Here is an 18,522-nt window from a genome sequence, read left to right as displayed (position 1 = left end):
GTGGGGAACAGGAGTGCACGGTAATGGTCAGCAACGAACAGCTCGTCGAGAACCTCCGGTTCGTGACCGCCGAACTGCGGAAATCACGTCGGCGCGAACAAGAATTGCTCGATGCCGCAAGCGAACCGGTGGCGATCGTCGGGGTCGGCTGCCGATTCCCGGGGAACGTGCGCTCCCGGCAGGAGCTGTGGGATCTGGTCGCCGAGGGACGGGACGCGATCACCGAGTTTCCGGTCGACCGAGGCTGGGACGAGAACCTGTACGACCCGGATCCGGAAGCATCGGGGAAGTCCTACACCAAATGGGGCGGGTTCCTCGCCGACGCCGACCGGTTCGACCCGGCGTTCTTCGGCATCGGCCCGCGCGAAGCCCTCGCCATGGATCCGCAACAGCGCATTCTGCTCGAAGTGGCGTGGGAGGCACTGGAGGACGCCGGGATCGATCCGATGTCGTTGCGGGGCAGCGATACCGGAGTGTTCGCCGGGGTCATGCATCAGGACTACGGCTTCGCGGGTCTGCGCAGTGAACGCCGCGACGAGGTTGAGGGCTATCTCACGGTAGGGAGCACCATCAGCGTCGTCTCCGGCCGGGTGGCCTACACGCTGGGTCTGCGCGGGCCCGCGTTGACCGTGGACACCGCGTGCTCGTCGTCACTGGTGACTGTTCATCAGGCATGCCAGGCGCTGCGCACCGGTGACTGCGGAATGGCACTGGCGGGCGGTGTGTGCGTGATGGCCACGCCGGAGCACATGTTCGTGGAGTTCAGCCGGCAGGGCGCCCTGGCCCCCGATGGGCGGTGTAAGGCGTTCGCCGAGGCCGCCGACGGCGTGGCATGGGGCGAAGGCGCGGGAATCGTTGTGCTGGAACGTCTGTCGGACGCGCGGCGGGCCGGGCGCCGGATCCTGGGGGTGCTCCGCGGCTCGGCGGTGAATCAGGACGGCGCGTCCAACGGGCTGACCGCCCCCAACGGTCCGGCGCAGGAGCAGGTGATCCGCGCGGCGCTCGCCAACGCGGGCCTCGGTGTGGCCGACGTGGACATGGTCGAAGCGCACGGCACCGGTACGCCGCTGGGCGATCCGATCGAGGCCCGGGCACTGTTGGCGACCTACGGGCAGGGCCGCGAGCCGGACCGGCCGCTGTGGCTGGGCTCGGTCAAATCGAATCTGGGACATTCGCAGTCCGCGGCCGGTGTGGCGGGCATCATCAAGGTGATCGAAGCCATGCGGCACGGCACCATGCCGCGCACCCTGCACGTGGATTCGCCCACCTCCCACGTCGATTGGGACGCCGGGCAGGTGCGGTTGCTGACCGCCGCCCGCCCCTGGGCGGCGGTGGACGGCCGACCGCGGCGCGCGGGAATCTCGTCGTTCGGCATTTCCGGCACGAATGCGCACGTGATTCTGGAGGGGCCGCCGCCGGACCCGGAACCCGAGGCGGCGCTCGCTCCGGTCCGGGCGTTGCCCGCGCTGCCGTGGCTGATCTCGGGACGGTCGGAGGCGGCGGTGGCCGCCCAGGCCACGCGGGTGCGGAAATGGGCGGCCGAGCATCCCGACGCGGATGCGGTGGATATCGGGATGACGCTGGCGGGACGCGCCGCCCTGGAATACCGCGCCGTCGTGGTCGGTGACGACCGCCAGGACCTGCTGGCGCAACTGGCCCTCGTCACGGGAACCCGGGGGCCGGCGGGGGAGACGGTCTTCGTCTTTCCCGGACAGGGCGCCCAGTGTCCCGGGATGGGGCGCGAGCTCTACGACTCGTTCGAGGCGTTCGCCGCCGGATTCGACGACGCCCTGACTGCGGTGCAACCGCACGTTCCCGGAGTCGCGATTCGGGAGCGGCTGTGGGCCGGCGACGAGCAGGCGGTGGCCGCAACGGAGATCGCCCAGTGCGGATTGTTCGCCGTCGGAATCGGATTGACGCGGCTGCTGGAGTCCTGGGGTGTGCGGCCCAGCCAGGTGCTCGGGCATTCGATCGGGGAGATCACCGCGGCGCACGTGGCGGGCGTGCTGTCGCTCGCGGATGCCGGTCGGGTGGTGGGGGTGCGGGCCCGGTTGATGGCCGAACTGCCCACCGGCGGAGCAATGGCCTCGATCGGGGTGAGCGAGGCGGAACTGGGCGAGCTACCCGAGGGCGTCTCGGTCGCGGCGGTGAACGCGCCCGGATCGGTGGTGGTGTCCGGGCCTCAGGCCGCGATCGCGGCGCTGGAACGGCGGTGGGGTGATCGGCAGCCGCGGCGGCTGCGAGTTTCCCATGCGTTCCATTCCGCGGCGATGGAACCGATCCTCGACGAGTTCGCTGCCGGAATCACCGGAATCGAACCGAAGCCGGCTCGGATTCCGTTGCTGTCCAACGTTACCGGTCGTGTCGCCGACGCATCCTTCGGCACCGCTGCGTACTGGGTGCGGCATCTGCGCGATGCCGTTCGCTTCGCCGACGGTATCGGCGCGGCGGTAGCCGCCGGCGGCAGCCGGTTCGTCGAGATGGGTCCGGGCGCCTCGGCGTCGGCGATGATCGCGCAGACGGTCGAATCGGAGAGCGTGGTGGCGGTGCCGCTGCTGCGGCGCGGGGAACCGGAGGCGCGGTCGCTGCTGACCGGGCTCGGCCGGCTGTGGTGCGCCGGTGGGGAGGTGCGGTGGCCGGCCTGTTTCGCCGGCACCGGGGCCCGCCGGGTGGATCTGCCGACCTACCCGTTCACGCGACAGCGGTACTGGCTCACCGCGGGACGGACCGTCGGCGATGTCGCGAGCATGGGCCTGCGTCCGATGCGCCATCCCGTCCTTCGCGCGGTGCTGGCGGTCCCCGGCGGGGACACCGTGTTCCCGGGCCGGCTGACCCTGCGGAACCAGGCATGGCTGGCCGATCACCGCATCCTCGATCGGATCCTGTTCCCCGCCACCGGTTTCGTGGAACTGGTGCTGCACGCCGGATCGGAGACCGGATGCCCGGTGCTGCGGGAACTGACCTTGCGCGCGCCGCTGGCCCTGTCCGAGACCCAGGGGGTCGCGGTACAGGTGGTGGCCGGTCGCGACACCGGCGGCGAGCGGACGGTGTCGGTGTACTCGCGGGGCGACGACCCCGATGCCGAATGGGTATTGCACGCCGAGGCGGTGGTGGCCGCGCAGCGCCCGGCGCTGGCTGCGCAATCCGCTCCCTGGCCTCCCGTCGGCGCGGTCACGGTGGACGTCGATGCGCAATACGCGCGGCTGGCGGAACGCGGCTACGGTTACGGCCCCGCGTTTCGTGGTGTGCGGCGGGCCTGGCGCCTGGGCGAGGAGGTGCTGGCCGAGGTCGAGTTGCCGGAATCGTTGGGCGCCACCGGCTTCGGTATCCATCCCGCGCTCCTGGATGCGGTGGTCCATGCCGGTCTGCTGGCCGGGGGCACCGAACTCGCGCTGCCGTTCCTCTGGGAGGGCACCGCGCTGCTGGCCGGCGGCGCACGGCAGTTGCGGGTACGGATCCGTCCGGAGGGGGAAGGCAGCGCCGGCGTGGTCGCCTTCGATGTGGCCGGGAATCCCGTGGTTTCGGTGCGGCGGCTGGTCACGCGTCCGATCACCGCGGAACAGCTCGGCCGGGCGACCGTACCGGAATCGTCGCTGCTGCGGCAGGTGCGGTGGGTTCCGGTACCGGAGGTGCGTCCCGAGACCGTCGGCGCCGAGCCGCCTCGGGTGCTGGATCCCGCGGCCGCGGCGGCGTTGCTCGACGATCCGGCAGCGACGGTACCCGCCCTCGTGGTGGTGAATTACGGTGGCCAGGGCCATGATTCAGGTCTGCCCGACACGCTGGAGACCGTTACGGCGGAGGTGCTGCGCCTGGTGCAGGCGTTCTGCGGTGATACGCGGTTCGCGCATTCGCGGCTGCTGCTGGTGACCCGGGGGCTGGTGGGCGCCGCGGTGCGCGGTCTGGTGCGTTCGGCGCAGAGCGAGGAACCCGGCCGCATCGTGCTGGTGGACGGCGATGTGCACGAGCTGAATCCGGCGGAGCTGTCGACCCTCGGTGAACCGGAGATCGTCGTCGGCGACGGTGAGATCCGGGTGCCTCGGGTGACCGCCGTCGACGACGGACCGACCCTCCCCGACGGCGCCTGGGTGCTGAAGATCGTCGAGCCCGGAATTCTCGACGGTATCGGCGCGGTCCCGTACACGGTCTCCGTGCCGGACCTGCCGCCCGGTCTGGTGCGCATCGGGGTGCGGGCGATGAGCGTGAACTTCCGGGACGTGATGATGGCGTTGGGCGTGGTCACCCTGGACGATCCGCGGCTGGTCACCGATATCGCGGGTGTCGTTCTCGAGGTCGGTCCAGGGGTGACCGATCTGGCCGTGGGTGACGCGGTGATGGGAATGGCCCCGAAAGGCGGATCGGATGTCTGGACCGATCGCCGTCGGGTGACCCGGATCCCAGCGGGCTGGTCGTTCGCGCAGGCCGCCGCCGCCCCCACGGTGTACCTGACCGCCTGGCTCGCCCTGGTCGACACCGTGCGGCTGCAACCCGGTCAGCGGTTGCTGGTCCACGCGGCGGCCGGCGGTGTGGGCATGGCCGCGGTGGCGCTGGCCCGGTATCTGGGCGCCGAGGTGTACGCGACCGCGAGCCGCGCGAAATGGGCGGCGGTCCGCGCCGCGGGGGTGGATCCCGCGCGCATCGCCGATTCCCGCGCTCTCGACTTCGAGGAGCAGTTCCGGACCGCGACCGGCGGTGCCGGTATGGACGTCGTACTCGATTCGCTGGCGGGCGATTTCGTCGACGCCGGGCTGCGGCTGTTGCCGGCCGGCGGTTGGTTCGTGGAAATGGGCAAGACGGATATCCGGGTGCCGGAGGAGGTGGCCGCCGGCTATCCGGGGGTGCGGTATCGGGCGATCGATCTGAACGACGTGTCCCCGGACCGCATCGCCGAGATGTGGGACGCGGTGGGTGAGCTGTTCGAGTCCGGGGACCTCCCGCCCCTGCCGGTGACCATCCGCGATGTGCGGCAGGTCCGCGAGGCCTTCCGATTCGTCGGTCAGGCGCGGCATACCGGCAAGGTCGTGCTGACGGTTCCGGCCCGCCCGGACCCGGACGGCACGGTGCTGATCACCGGTGGGACCGGTGGACTGGGTGCGGTGCTGGCCCGGCACGTGATCACCGCCTACGGAGTGCGGCGACTGCTGCTGGTGAGCCGGCGCGGTCCCGATGCCCCGGGCGCGGGCGCCCTGCGCGAGGAATTGACCGAGCTGGGCGCGCAGGTACGGATCGTGGCCGCCGATATCGGCGACCGCGCGGACTGCGACCGGGTGCTGGCCGAGATCGACCGGGAGCATCCGTTGACCGGCGTCCTGCACGCGGCCGGTGTGCTGGACGACGCGGCACTGGCGGCGCAGACCCCGCAGCGGCTGCGGACCGTGCTGGCGCCGAAGGCGGCCGGCGCCTGGCATCTGCATGAAGCGACCCGCGGCCAGGATCTGGCCTGGTTCGTCCTTTTCTCCTCCGCCGCAGGCGTTTTCGGCGCGCCGGGCCAGGCCAATTACGCGGCCGCCAACGCGTTCCTGGATGCACTGGCCGAGTATCGCCGAGCGTCGGGGCTGCCGGCGGTGTCGATCGAGTGGGGTCTGTGGGCGGCCGAATCGGGTATGGCCGGTGGTCTGGCTTCCGCCGACGCCGCCCGGATCGCGCGCAGCGGGATGCGCCCGCTGGCCACCGAGACCGGTATCGCGCTGTTCGACGCGGCGCTCGCCCAGCCCGGCCCCACCGTGCTCGCCGCGCAGTTCGATCCGGCGGCGTTGCGGGAGGCGGCCGCGGTGACCGACCTGCCTCCGATGGTGCGTGAGCTGGCCGGCAGCCGCCCCGAGGCCACGGCCGCGCCGACGGCCCAGGTGACGCTGGACCTGTCCGGAATGACCGCGGATCAGCAGCGCAAGCGCGTGCTGGAACTGGTGCGATCGCAGATCGCGGCCGTGCTCGGTCATCATCGGCCCGAGCAGGTCGAGCCGGAGGTGAATTTCCGAGACCAGGGGCTGGATTCGCTGACCTCGATGGAATTGCGCAACCGGCTCAAGTCCGTGACCGGCTTGCCGATCGCGGCCGCGACCATCTTCGATCATCCGACGCCGGCCGCCATCGCCGATCATCTGCTCGAACATCTCGGCCACAGTGACGCCGACGACGCCGCCGATGTGCTTGCGCTGCTGGACCGGACGTTGGCGGCGGTCCGGGAGCGATCGGCCGACACCGAGTTCCGCAAGGCCACCTCGGCCCGGCTGCTGCGGGTATTGCAGGACCTGGAGGGCGGCGGGGCCGCCGACGGCGCGCGGGTCTCGGCGGAATCGATCGAACGAGCCGACATCGACGAGATGTTCGAGCTCATCGACGAGGAGCTGAAGTAGATGGATCGCGAAGCCAAGACGCTGGACTACCTGAAGCGGCTGACCCTCGAACTGCAGACCGCGCGGCGGCGGCTCGAGCGCTACGACGAGCTGCACGGTCCGATCGCGATCGTCGGCGTGGGCTGCCGGTTTCCGGGTGGGGTGGCGTCGCGGCACGAGCTGTGGGATCTGGTGACCTCGGGGCGGGACGTGGTGGGCGAATTCCCGACCGACCGCGGCTGGGATACCGACCTGTTCGATCCGGATCCCGAGGCTCCGCGCAAGACCTACGCGCGGTCGGCCGGGTTCCTGTACGACGCTGCCGAATTCGATGCCGGATTCTTCGGGATCGGGCCGCGCGAGGCGATGGCCATGGATCCGCAGCAGCGGATTCTGCTCGAGGTGGCATGGGAGGCGCTCGAGGACGCCTGGATCGACCCGATGTCGTTGCGGGGCACCGCTACCGGAGTGTTCGCCGGAGTCGGCGGCTGCGTGTACGGCGTGCAGAACGATCACGAGTTCGAGGGGTATCGCCTGTCCGGGACCCTGGCCAGCGTGGTGGCGGGGCGGGTGGCGTACGCGCTGGGTTTGGAGGGCCCCGCGGTGTCGGTGGATACCGCGTGTTCGTCGTCGCTGGTGGCGGTGCATCAAGCGTGCCAGGCGTTGCGTTCCGGCGAATGCGCACTTGCGCTCGTCGGCGGTATCACCGTGCACAACGTGACGATCATGTTCACCGAGTTCGCGCGGCAGCGTGGGTTGTCTCCCGACGGCCGATGCCGGTCGTTCGGCGCCGCGGCCGACGGCGTGGGCTGGGCCGAGGGGGCGGGCATGCTGGTGCTGGAGCGCCTGTCGGATGCGCGGGCGGCGGGGCGCCGGGTGCTGGGGGTGGTCCGGGGGTCGGCGGTGAATTCCGATGGTGCCTCGAACGGGATGACGGCGCCGAACGGTCGCTCGCAGGTGCGGGTGATTCGGGCGGCGCTGGCGAATGCGGGATTGTCGCCGGGGGACGTGGATGCGGTGGAGGGGCACGGAACCGGTACCACGCTGGGCGATCCCATCGAGGTGCAGGCATTGCTGTCGGCCTACGGCCCGGATCGGGATCGGCCGCTGTGGCTGGGTTCGGTCAAGTCGAATGTGGGCCACACCATGGCGGCGTCCGGTGTGGCGGGTGTGATCAAGGTCGTCGAGGCGATGCGCCACGGTGTGCTGCCGCGCACGTTGCACGCCGAAAACCCTACGCCCCACGTGGATTGGGATTCGGGTGCGGTGAAACTGCTGACCGAAGCGCGGCAGTGGCCGTCGTCGGCGGGCCGGCCGCGGCGCGCCGGGGTGTCGTCGTTCGGCCTCAGTGGCACCAATGCGCACATCATTCTGGAGGAGGCGCCCGACGGGGCGGACGGAGGTGATCCGGGCTCCGTTGCGGCGCCGGATGGCCCGGCGCTGCCCGTGGTTGCGTGGGTGATTTCCGGACGGTCGCCCGGCGCCGCGGCCGGGCAGCTGGATCGGCTGTGGAAGTGGCTGGCGGCCCACCCGGAACCTACCGCCGCGGATATCGCTGTCTCCCTGGCCGGGCGGGCGGCGCTCGAATACCGCGCGGTCGTCGTCGGGGAGGACCGCCACGAACTGCTGGGCCGGCTGGACGGACTCGCGGGCGGGCGCGGGCCCTCCGGGGAAACGGTGTTCGTCTTCCCGGGACAGGGCGCGCAATACCCCGCCATGGGGCGCGAGCTGTACGAGACCTTTCCGGTTTTCGCCGATACCCTGCGTGAGATCTGCGATCCGGCGTGGCTTTTCGATCCCGGCACCGATCCGGACGCGACGGACAACACGCAGCTGTCGGTGTTCGCGATCGAGGTCGCGCTGTTCCGGCTGCTCGAATCCTGGGGTGTGACACCGGATCTGGTGCTGGGTCACTCGGTCGGGGAGATAGCCGCCGCGCACGTCGCGGGGGTGCTGTCGCTGCCCGACGCGGTCCGGCTGGTTCGTGCCCGGGGACGATTGATGGCCGCACTCCCGCCCGGTGGGGCGATGCTCGCGGTGGATCTCGGTGCCGACGCGATCGGAGACCTTCCCGCGGCGGTGTCGGTCGCGGCGGTGAACGGCCCGGAGTCGGTGGTGGTCTCCGGTCCGCAGGCCGATATCGCCGAGCTCGAACGCCGGTGGGACGGCCGCCGCTGCCGCCGCCTGCGGGTGTCACATGCCTTCCACTCCGCTCTGATGGACCCGATACTCGGCGAGTTCGCCGCGGTATGCGCGGAGCTGGACTGGCACGCACCCGGTCCGACGATGGTGTCGACGGTGACTGGGCGCGTCGAGTCGGAGCTGTTCACCGATCCGGGGTACTGGGTGCGCCAGGTCCGCGAGACGGTCCGCTTCGCCGATGCCGTCGAGACGGCGCTGAGCGCCGGTGCGGCACGCTTCGTCGAGGTCGGTCCCGGCGCGTCGACGTCGGCGGTGATCGCGGACATCGCCGGCCGGACATCGGAGTCGGCGGTTGCGGTCATACCGCTACTGCGGCAACGGGATCCGGAGGCCCGATCCCTGCTGACCGGACTGGGCAGGCTGTGGACCGCGAACGGGACGGTCGACTGGCGGCGGGTACTGGCCCGTTCCGGTGGCCGTCGCGTGGACCTGCCGACGTATGCGTTTCAGCGGCAACACTTCTGGCTTCAGCCCTCCCACAGCGCACGCGCCGATGCCGGGCTCGCGTCCCTGCCGCATCCGGTGCTGACCGCGCTGGTGGTCGAGCCCGACACCGGTGGATTGCGCTGCACCGGGCGGCTGTCGGTGGCCGATCAGCCCTGGCTGGCCGATCACCGCATCGCCGGACACCTGCTCTTTCCGGCAACCGGATTCGCGGAGCTGGCCGCGGCGGCCGCGGCCGAGGCCGGATGCGATTCGGTCCGTGAACTGATTCTGCGCGAACCACTCGTGATCCCCGACCACGGCGAGGTAGCGGTACAGGTCGTCGTGCGCGGCGAGGACGGCACCCGGACGAGACAATTCGAAATCTATGCCGCCCGGGACCACAACGGTCCGTGGACCCGTCACGCCGAAGGGCTGCTCGCCGAGGACGCCGCCGAACCCACAGCACCCGAGTTGCCCGCATGGCCACCGGCGGGCGCGGTGGAGATCGCCGTGGACGACCTGCACGAGCGGCTCGCCGCCGCCGGCTACGAATACGGTCCAGCCTTCCGCGGCCTGCACCGGGTCTTCACCCGCGGCGACGACCTGTTCGCCGAGGCCCGGCTGACCGGGAACACCTCCGCCGCCGACCGGTTCGTGCTCCATCCCGGACTGTTCGACACGGTGCTGCATGCACTGGCGGCCGATGGCCCGGACGCGGGCGCCACCCCGCTGGTGCCGTTCGTCTGGGAAGGCATCGCGGCTCGATCGACCGGCCACACCACAGTGCGTGCGCGGATCAGGGGCCGCGAACGGGCCGCTGTCGATATTTTCGACGAGGGCGGTCTGCCGGTTCTGTCGGCCCGTTCGCTACTGCTCCGCCCCGCGGCGGCCGCCGCGGCCGAGCCGGCGATCGAACGAATCCTGCACACCGTCGAGTGGCAGCCGACGGGCCGGATCGATCCGACGCCGATGAGCTGGGCCGGATGGTCCCCGGACACACCCGATCCGGCCGCTCCGGAAGTCGTTGTGTACGAATTCCGCTGTGCTGCTGAGGAAGCGGATCAGGCCGCTGCGGTGCGCGAAGCCACGACGGGTGTGCTGCGGATGCTGCAGGCGGCGATCGGTGACCCGCGCTATGCGCGCACCCGCTTCGTCGTCGTCACCCGCGGCGCGGTCGTTGGGCCCGATCACGTGGTCACCGATCCGGTCGCTGCCGCGATCTGGGGTCTGGTTCGGTCGGCGCAGAACGAGGAACCGGGCCGGTTCGTCCTCGCGGACATCGATGTCGCGGTCGACGATGGTGTGATCGCCGCCCTGGTGGGCGCGGGAGAGCCACAAGTGCTGCTGCGCGACAACGAGTTTCGGGTGCCGCGCCTGATTCCGGCACCCTCGATCGGCGCGGGCGGTGCATCCCCGCTCGCCGACCGGCGCCGTGCCGGGACCGAGCCTGCGGCACTCGACGGTGCGGTACTGATCACCGGTGGGACCGGTGTGCTCGGCGCTGCCGTCGCCCGGCATCTGGTCGCTGTGCACGGTGTGCGCGATCTGGTGCTGACGAGCCGACGCGGTGACGGTGCTTCCGGCGCAACGGAACTCGCGACCGACCTGGCCGCGGCCGGCGCGCGAGTCCGGATCGAGAGCTGTGATGTCAGCGATCCGGCCGCCGTGGAGCGCTTGATCACAACCGTCGCCGCCGACGGCCGGCTGGCCGGTGTCGTCCACGCCGCCGGTGTGTTGGACGACGGGATCGTGACCACACTGACTCCCGAACGTCTCGGCGCGGTGCTGGCCCCCAAGGTGGCCGGTGCCTGGAATCTGCACCGCGCCACTCGCGCCTTCGAGCTGTCGCTGTTCGTGCTGTTCTCGTCGGCCGCCGGTGTACTCGGCGCCCCCGGGCAGGGCAACTACGCCGCCGCGAACAGCTACCTGGACGCACTCGCCTCGTACCGCCGGGCGCGAGGCCTGCCGGCGCTGTCGCTGGCCTGGGGACCGTGGGCGGGTCCGGGCGGGATGGCCGGTCGGGTCGACGAGACGGCCCGGCGGCGCACCGCACGCGGTGGAATCGGCGAACTCGAACCGGCCGCGGCGCTGGCCGCCTTCGATGCCGCCGTGCGGTCGGGGAACGACCTGGTGGTTCCGATCCGGGTGAATCTCGCCGCCGCCGAATCGGACCGTCCGGTGCCGCCGATCCTCTCCGCCCTCGTCCCGGCCCGTCGTCGGGCGAGCGGTACGGGAGCACCGGTCCGCGCCATCGATCTCGCGGGGCTGCCGCCGGACCAGCGGCGCGTGCGGATCATGGACCTGATTCGGGGATCGGCCGCGGTCGTCCTGGGCCATACCGGTCCGCAGGCGATACCGCCGGACCGCTCGTTCCAGGAGCTGGGCTTCGATTCGCTCGGTGCGATCGAATTCCGCAACCGGATCCGGGCGGCGAGTGGCGTGGATCTGCCCGCGACCGTCATCTTCGACTACCCGACCCCGCAGGCGATCGGTGAGTATCTGACGGGCCGATTCCCGGACGGCACGGACGCATCGGATCTGTCCGAAGACGAACGCATTCGGGCGACCATCGCCTCGATTCCGGTGCAGCGACTGCGTAGCGCCGGACTGCTCGACCCGTTGCTCGATCTCGCCGCGGGCGCGGACCCGAGCCACCCCGGGCGCGACGACCGAGCCGACCGGATCCGGGATATGGACTCCGACAGCTTGGTTCGGCTGCTGCTCGGCGAATCGGACAGTGAGGGTGCGTCATGACCCGATCAGAGGACCGGATGACCGAGGCGCTGCGGCGCGCGGCGCTGGAACTGGACGCGCTGCGTGAGCACAACGCGCGGCTGGTCGCCGCGGCCACCGAACCCATCGCGCTGGTCGGCGGCGCATGCCGGCTCCCGGGCGGGGTGCGCTCGCGCGAGGAGTTGTGGGATCTGGTGTCCGCGGGTCGCGACGGCATCGGTGGCTTCCCACAGGACCGCGGCTGGCCCGCGGATCTGTACGACCCCGATCCGGATGCCGTCGGTCGATCGACCGTGTGCGAGGGCGGATTCCTCTATGACGCAGGCGATTTCGACGCCGGATTCTTCGGTGTCAGCCCCCGTGAGGCGGCCGCGATCGATCCGCAGCAGCGGCAACTCCTGGAGACCTCCTGGGAAGCGCTCGAGGATGCGCGGATCGACCCGGTGTCACTGCGCGGCAGCGACACCGGTGTCTACGCGGGCGTGATGTACCACGACTACGGGCACCGCAACCAGCTCGGGTCGGTGGTCTCCGGCCGGGTGGCGTACGCGCTCGGCCTCACCGGTCCGGCGCTCACCATCGACACCGCCTGCTCCTCGTCGCTGGTCGCATTGCATCAGGCGGCCGCGGCGCTGCGAGCGCGGGAATGCGGTCTGGCACTGGTGGGTGGGGTGACCGTGATGGCCACGCCCGCGGTGTTCGTCGAGATGTCGCGGCAGCGGGGGCTGTCCGCCGACGGCCGGTGCAAATCGTTCGCGGCCGCCGCCGACGGGGTGGGCTGGGCCGAAGGTGTCGCGGTCGTCGTCGCGGAACGCCTGTCCGACGCGCTGCGCAACGGTCGGCGGATTCTGGCCGTGATCCGTGGCTCGGCGGTGAATCAGGACGGCGCCAGCAACGGGTTGACCGCACCGAACGGGCCGTCGCAGGAACGGGTGATCCGGGCCGCGCTGGCGAATGCGGGCCTGACCGCCGCCGATATCGACGCGGTGGAGGGCCACGGCACCGGCACCACGCTGGGCGATCCGATCGAGGCGCGCGCGCTGGTAACGGTCTACGGCCGCGACCGCACGGCACCGCTGTGGCTGGGCTCGGTGAAATCGAATATCGGGCACACCCAGGCGGCCGCGGGAATCGCCGGCGTGCTGAAGATGGCCATGGCGATGCGACACGGCGTGCTGCCGCCCACCCTGCACGTCGATGCCCCGAGCCGACATGTGGACTGGTCGGCGGGCACGGTCCGGCTGCTCACCGAAGCGCAGCCGTGGGTGCGCGGGACACGGCCGCGGCGTGCGGGGGTTTCATCGTTCGGAATCAGCGGCACCAACGCGCACGTGATCGTCGAGGAGCCGCCCGTCCCGGCGGAAACCGGCGGGGCAGAGCCGGCTCCGCCGCTCATACCGTGGGTGTTCGCCGGTCGGACCGTCGATGCGGTGCACGCCCAGGCCGACCGCATGCGCGCGCTGGTCCGGTCGAATCCTGATCTGGATGCCGCGGATATCGCTGTGTCGCTTGCCGATCGGGCCGCCCTCGACTACCGCGCCGTGGTTGTCGGCGCCGATCGGGACGAGTTGCTGGCGGCGCTGCCGGAGATGACGGTGCGGCGGGCGGTTGCCGGGCGGACGGTGTTCGTGTTCCCGGGGCAGGGCTCGCAGCGCCTCGGCATGGGGCGTGAATTGTATTCCGCATTCGGCGTCTTCCGGCGAGCATTCGACGAGGCTCTGAGCGCGGTGTCGGCGCATCTGCCGGTTCCGGTGTTGCCGGTGCTGTGGGGCGACGACGCGCAGGGCGTGGCGGACACGGCGGTCGCGCAGACCGGCCTGTTCGCACTGGAGGTCGCGCTGACCGAACTGCTGGCCTCCTGGGGGGTGCGGCCGGACCTTCTGCTCGGCCATTCGGTCGGCGAGATCGCGGCGGCCTGGGCCGGCGGTGTGCTGTCGCTCGCGGATGCCGCGCGCGTCGTCGCCGCGCGCGCACGGCTGATGCGCACGCTTCCGGCCGGTGGCGGGATGCTCGCGGTCGCGGCCGGCGAAGCCGAACTGGTTCCGCTGCTTCCTAGCGAGGTCGAGATCGCGGCGGTGAACGGGGCCGAGGCCGTGGTGCTGTCCGGTCCGGCCGAGGTCCTGACCACCCTCGCCGGGGAACTCGCGCGCCGGGGCCGTCCGGTGCGAAGCCTGCCGGTGTCGCACGCCTTCCACTCCGCGGCAATGGATCCGATTCTGGACTCGTTCACCGCGGAGATCGCCGACATCACCGTCGCGGCGCCGTCGCGGATCATCTCGACGGTCACCGGCGATCTCGCCGGCGACGATTTCGGAACCCCCGACTACTGGCGACGGAATCTGCGGCGGCCGGTGCGATTCGGGGACGCGGTGGGAACGGCCGCGGCGAGCGGGGGCACACATGTCGTCGAGGTGGGGCCGGGAACGGCATTGTCTGCCATGGTGTCCGGTGGGAGCGACGGCGTCGAACCGGTCGCGCTGCTGCGCGGCGAGCACGAAGTGGACTCGATGATCCGCGGGCTGGGCCGATTGCACGAGACGGGCGGAACCGTCGGGTGGTCGCGGTACTTCGAGGGGACGCGCGCTCGCCGGATCGACCTGCCGCCGTATCCGTTTCGGCATCAACGGTATTGGATCACCGGCACCGATGCCGCGGGCGCGGGCCTGAGTGCCTCCGGTCATCCGCTGACCGGCACAGTGCTGGAGACGCCGGCGTTCGGCGGGGTCGTGCTGACCGGGCGGTTGTCGCTGGCATCGCACCCGTGGCTGGCCGATCACCGGGTCTTCGGTCACGCGGTGCTCCCGGGTGCCGGATTCGCCGAGCTCGTGCTGCGGGCATCGGACGAAACGGGCGGCGCGTTGGTGCGGGACATGACGATTCAGGCCCCGCTCGTCATCCCCGAGACCGGTGGGGTCGCGGTGCAGGTCGCGGTCGGTGGGACGGACGCGGGCACCGGCGATGAGCGCACGATCGCGGTGTACGCGCGGCCCGACGGTGCCGGCGAGCGCTCGGCGTGGACCCTGCATGCCGAAGCCACCCTCGCCGAGGAGCAATCACCCTGTCCCGCCGCCGATTTCGGACCTTGGCCACCGCCCGGGGCGACCGCCGTGGACGTGGCCGAGCGCTACGACCGGCTGGCCGGCCGGGGATTCGGTTACGGACCGGCCTTCCGTGGCGTCCGTCGGCTGTGGCTCGCCGGGTCGGAGGTGTTCGCCGAGGTCGTCCTGCCGTCCGGGGTGGCCGATCCCGAGGGGTTCGGGATCCATCCGGCGCTGCTGGACGCCGTCCTGCACACCGCTCTGCTGGCCACCGACGGTGAGACGACGATGTTGCCGTTCGCCTGGCAGGACCTGGCGCTACATGCCACCGGCGCGACCGCCGTCCGGGTCCGGCTGACACCCGAAGGGGTCGACGGGTTTTCGGTCACGGTCGGGGACGAGGCGGGCCGGCCGGTCCTCACCGCACGTCGAGTGCTGGGGCGGGCGATCGCACCCGACCAGTTGACCATTCCTGCTCCGGAGAACAATTCGCTGTGGCGCGTCGAATGGAACCCGATCGAGCCCGGAAGCGACGCCGGCACCCCGTGGGCGACGTGGGAGACGGTCACCGAGGGTGGTGACGTGACCCCCGTCCTGGTGCTGCGCTGCCGTGGCGATGCGGGCGGGGTACCGGCGCGGGTGCGTGCGATGGCCGGTCGTGTGCTCGCAGTCCTGCAGGCATTCGCCAGGGAGGAGCGGTTCGCCGACAGCCGGCTGCTGGTGTTGACCCGCGGGGCGGTCGCGTTACCCGGCGAGGATGTCACCGATCTGGCGGCGGCGGCCGTGTGGGGACTGGTCCGGTCGGCTCAGGCCGAACAACCCGGCCGGATCATTGTGGCCGACACCGATTCCGAGTCCGACGCCGGTATCGGCGCGCTGATCGCGACGGCGGAGCCGGAGATCGCGGTGCGCGCGGGCCGGTTCCTGATACCGCGACTGGCGCCCCTGCCCGAGCGGGCGCCGGAACCGGACATCGACCGGATCTGTTCCGCCGGAACGATTCTCATCACCGGCGGCACCGGAGTGCTCGGAGCCTGGATGGCCGAGCATCTGGTCCGCGACCACGGCGCCCGGTGCCTGACGCTGGTGTCACGGCGCGGCGTCGAGGCGCCCGGCGCGGCGGAACTGTGCGCGCAGCTGACCGACCTCGGCGCGAGGGTGAACCTGGTGGCCTGCGACGTCGCCGATCGGGAGGCGGTCCGGCGAATGCTCGACGACCTTCCCGCCGACGCACCGCTCGCCGGTATCGTGCACACCGCGGGCATCTTCGACGCCGGTGTCATCGACTCGCTGACCGCGGAGCAGCTCGACCGGGTGTTCGCCGCCAAGGTCGACGGCGCCTGGAATCTGCACGAACTCACCGCGGACACGGAGATCGAACTCTTCGCGCTGTTCTCTTCGGCGGGTGGGCTGATCCTGGCCTCCGGTCAAGGTGGCTACGCCGCGGGCAACGTATTCCTCGACGCACTCGCCGCGCACCGCCGGGCGCACGGAGCCGCGGCGACCTCGATGGCGTGGGGCCCCTGGGCGGGTGCGCTGATGGGCCTCGAGGTCACCGAGACCGGAATGCGGCGCATTCGCCGCAGCGGAGTACTGCCGTTGGCCCGGGAAGGCGCATTGCGGTTGTTCGACATCGCCGCCACCGGACCCGACGCCGCGGTTGTGCCCGTCCGGATCGAACGCACCGCGATGCTCGGCGACCCGGCCGAATTGCCCGCCCTGCTGCGCGGACTGGCTCCGGCCACGGGCCGCCGCCGGGCGACGGCCGCGGCATCGGCGGACAAGGACACACTCGCCGCCGTGGCGCCCGAGCAGCGGCGTGACTATCTGCTGACCGAGCTGCGCCGCCTGGTGGCCGAGGTGCTGGGCCACGCCGCACCGGCGGATATCGATCCGGACACCGCGTTCAGTGACCTCGGATTCGACTCGCTGGCCGCGATCGAACTGCGCAACAAGCTCCGGGCCGCGACCGGGACGACGGTCGGCATCGCCACGGTCTTCGACTATCCCACCATCGCGAAACTGTCGGACTGGCTACTCGACAGCCTCGGCTTCGGTGTCGGCGAACAGGCTCCGCGGGTGCCGGACGAATCCGAAATTCGCCGCCGATTGGCCACGATCCCGATAGCCGAGCTGCGCGGCAGCGGCTTGCTCGATTCGTTGCTGCGCCTCACCGACACCGCCGCACCCGCGCCGGAGCCACTCGCAGGCCCGGTCGACTCGGCGATCGACGAGATGGATCCGAGTGAACTGGTGCGGCATGTGCTGGCCACTCGCAGTCGTCCGGAACGGGAGCAAGCATGACCTCGAACGACGAACTGCTGCACGCGCTTCGGGTGTCGGCGAAGGAGAACGCCCACCTCCGGCAGGAGCTGGCCGCGATGCGCGCCACCGAACCGATCGCCGTCGTGGGCACGGGATGCCGGTACCCCGGCGGGATCGACTCGCCGGACACCTTCTGGGAGATGCTGGCGACCGGACGCGATGTCGTCGGTGAATTCCCCACCGATCGCGGCTGGCCCGCCGACCTGCACGACCCCGTTCCCGGACGGAACGGCAGGTCGTCCACTCGCTTCGGCGGATTCCTCTACGACGCGGCCGATTTCGACGCCGGCTTCTTCGGGATTTCGCCGCGGGAGGCGGCGATCACCGATCCGCAGCAGCGGATCCTGCTCGAGGTGGCGTGGGAGGCGCTGGAACGCGCGGGAATCGACCCGACATCGTTGAGCGGCACCGCCACCGGAGTTTTCACGGGGATCATGCATCACGACTACGCCGGCATCGGCGGCGCCGGATCGCTGGCCTCGGGCAGGCTGGCCTACGTGCTGGGTCTGGAGGGGCCGGCGGTGTCGGTGGATACGGCGTGTTCGTCGTCGCTGGTGGCGATTCACCAAGCGTGTCAGGCACTGCGTGCCGGGGAGTGCGATCTGGCGTTGGCGGGCGGGGTGACGGTGATGGCCACGCCCTGGCTGTTCGTCGAGTTCTCCCGGCAGCAGGCCTTGTCGCCGGATGGTCGGTGTAGGTCGTTCGGTGCGGGTGCTGATGGTGTGGGGTGGGGTGAGGGTGCGGGGGTTGTTGTGTTGGAGCGGTTGTCGGTTGCGCGTGCTCGGGGTCGTCGGGTGTTGGGGGTGGTGTGTGGGTCGGCGGTGAATTCGGATGGTGCGTCGAATGGTTTGACGGCGCCGAATGGTCCGTCGCAGGTGCGGGTGATTCGGGCGGCGTTGGCGAACGCCGGGCTGGGGCCGGCTGATGTGGATGTGGTGGAGGGTCATGGGACGGGGACGGTGTTGGGTGATCCGATCGAGGCGCAGGCGTTGTTGGCGGTGTATGGGCGGGGTCGGGATCGGGATCGTCCGTTGTGGTTGGGGTCGGTGAAGTCGAATATGGGCCACGCCCAGGCGGCAGCGGGCGTCGCCGGCATCATCAAGATCCTCGAGGCCTTCCGGCACGAAACCCTGCCGCGCACCTTGCATGTGGACGCACCCAGCCCGCATGTGGACTGGGCGGCCGGTGACGTGCGATTGCTCGTCGACGAGCAGCCGTGGCCGGTCGAGGCCGGACGGGTGCGGCGGGCTGGTGTGTCGTCGTTCGGGATCAGCGGTACCAATGCGCATGTCATCGTGGAAGAGGCTCCGGCGGACGTAGTCTCTCGGCCCGAGCCCGCGCCGACGGCAAACGGTCACGCGGCGGACGCCGCGGTGCCCACTGTGGTGCCCTGGGTGGTCTGCGGGCGATCACCGGAAGCCGTTGTGGCGCAACGTTCTCGGCTCCGGGAATGGGCCGTGGTGAAT

General features: G+C 71.1%; 4 protein-coding genes. All 4 read left to right on the top strand.

The features are described from left to right. Positions 1-23 precede the first annotated feature (23 nt). Positions 24-6,353: a type I polyketide synthase gene (locus ON37_RS34475; protein ID WP_040719493.1), complete on the top strand. Its 6,330-nt coding sequence runs from the start codon at positions 24-26 to the stop codon at positions 6,351-6,353. Next, the gene (locus ON37_RS13235) at positions 6,354-11,714 is read left to right on the top strand and encodes a type I polyketide synthase (RefSeq protein WP_040719492.1); all 5,361 of its coding nucleotides are present in this window, start codon (positions 6,354-6,356) and stop codon (positions 11,712-11,714) included. It begins immediately after the preceding gene. Further along, positions 11,711-17,035, top strand: coding sequence for a type I polyketide synthase (locus ON37_RS13230; protein WP_051031547.1), 5,325 nt, complete (start codon positions 11,711-11,713; stop codon positions 17,033-17,035). The genes ON37_RS13235 and ON37_RS13230 overlap by 4 nt, the downstream gene beginning before the upstream one ends. Next, the coding region (locus tag ON37_RS13225) for a type I polyketide synthase (protein WP_040719491.1) at positions 17,032-18,522 on the top strand (1,491 nt) is incomplete at its 3' end. The genes ON37_RS13230 and ON37_RS13225, both read left to right, overlap by 4 nt.

This window comes from Nocardia veterana NBRC 100344, assembly GCF_000308855.1.
In the GTDB taxonomy this organism is placed as follows: Bacteria; Actinomycetota; Actinomycetes; order Mycobacteriales; family Mycobacteriaceae; genus Nocardia; species Nocardia veterana.
This window is presented reverse-complemented; position numbering and strand designations above follow the sequence as displayed.

What these genes read in the sequence shown, in the direction of transcription:
- ON37_RS34475 (WP_040719493.1), top strand. Translation starts at nt 24, where the DNA reads ATGGTCAGCAACGAACAGCTCGTCGAGAACCTCCGGTTCGTGACCGCC.
- ON37_RS13235 (WP_040719492.1), top strand. Translation starts at nt 6,354, where the DNA reads ATGGATCGCGAAGCCAAGACGCTGGACTACCTGAAGCGGCTGACCCTC.
- ON37_RS13230 (WP_051031547.1), top strand. Translation starts at nt 11,711, where the DNA reads ATGACCCGATCAGAGGACCGGATGACCGAGGCGCTGCGGCGCGCGGCG.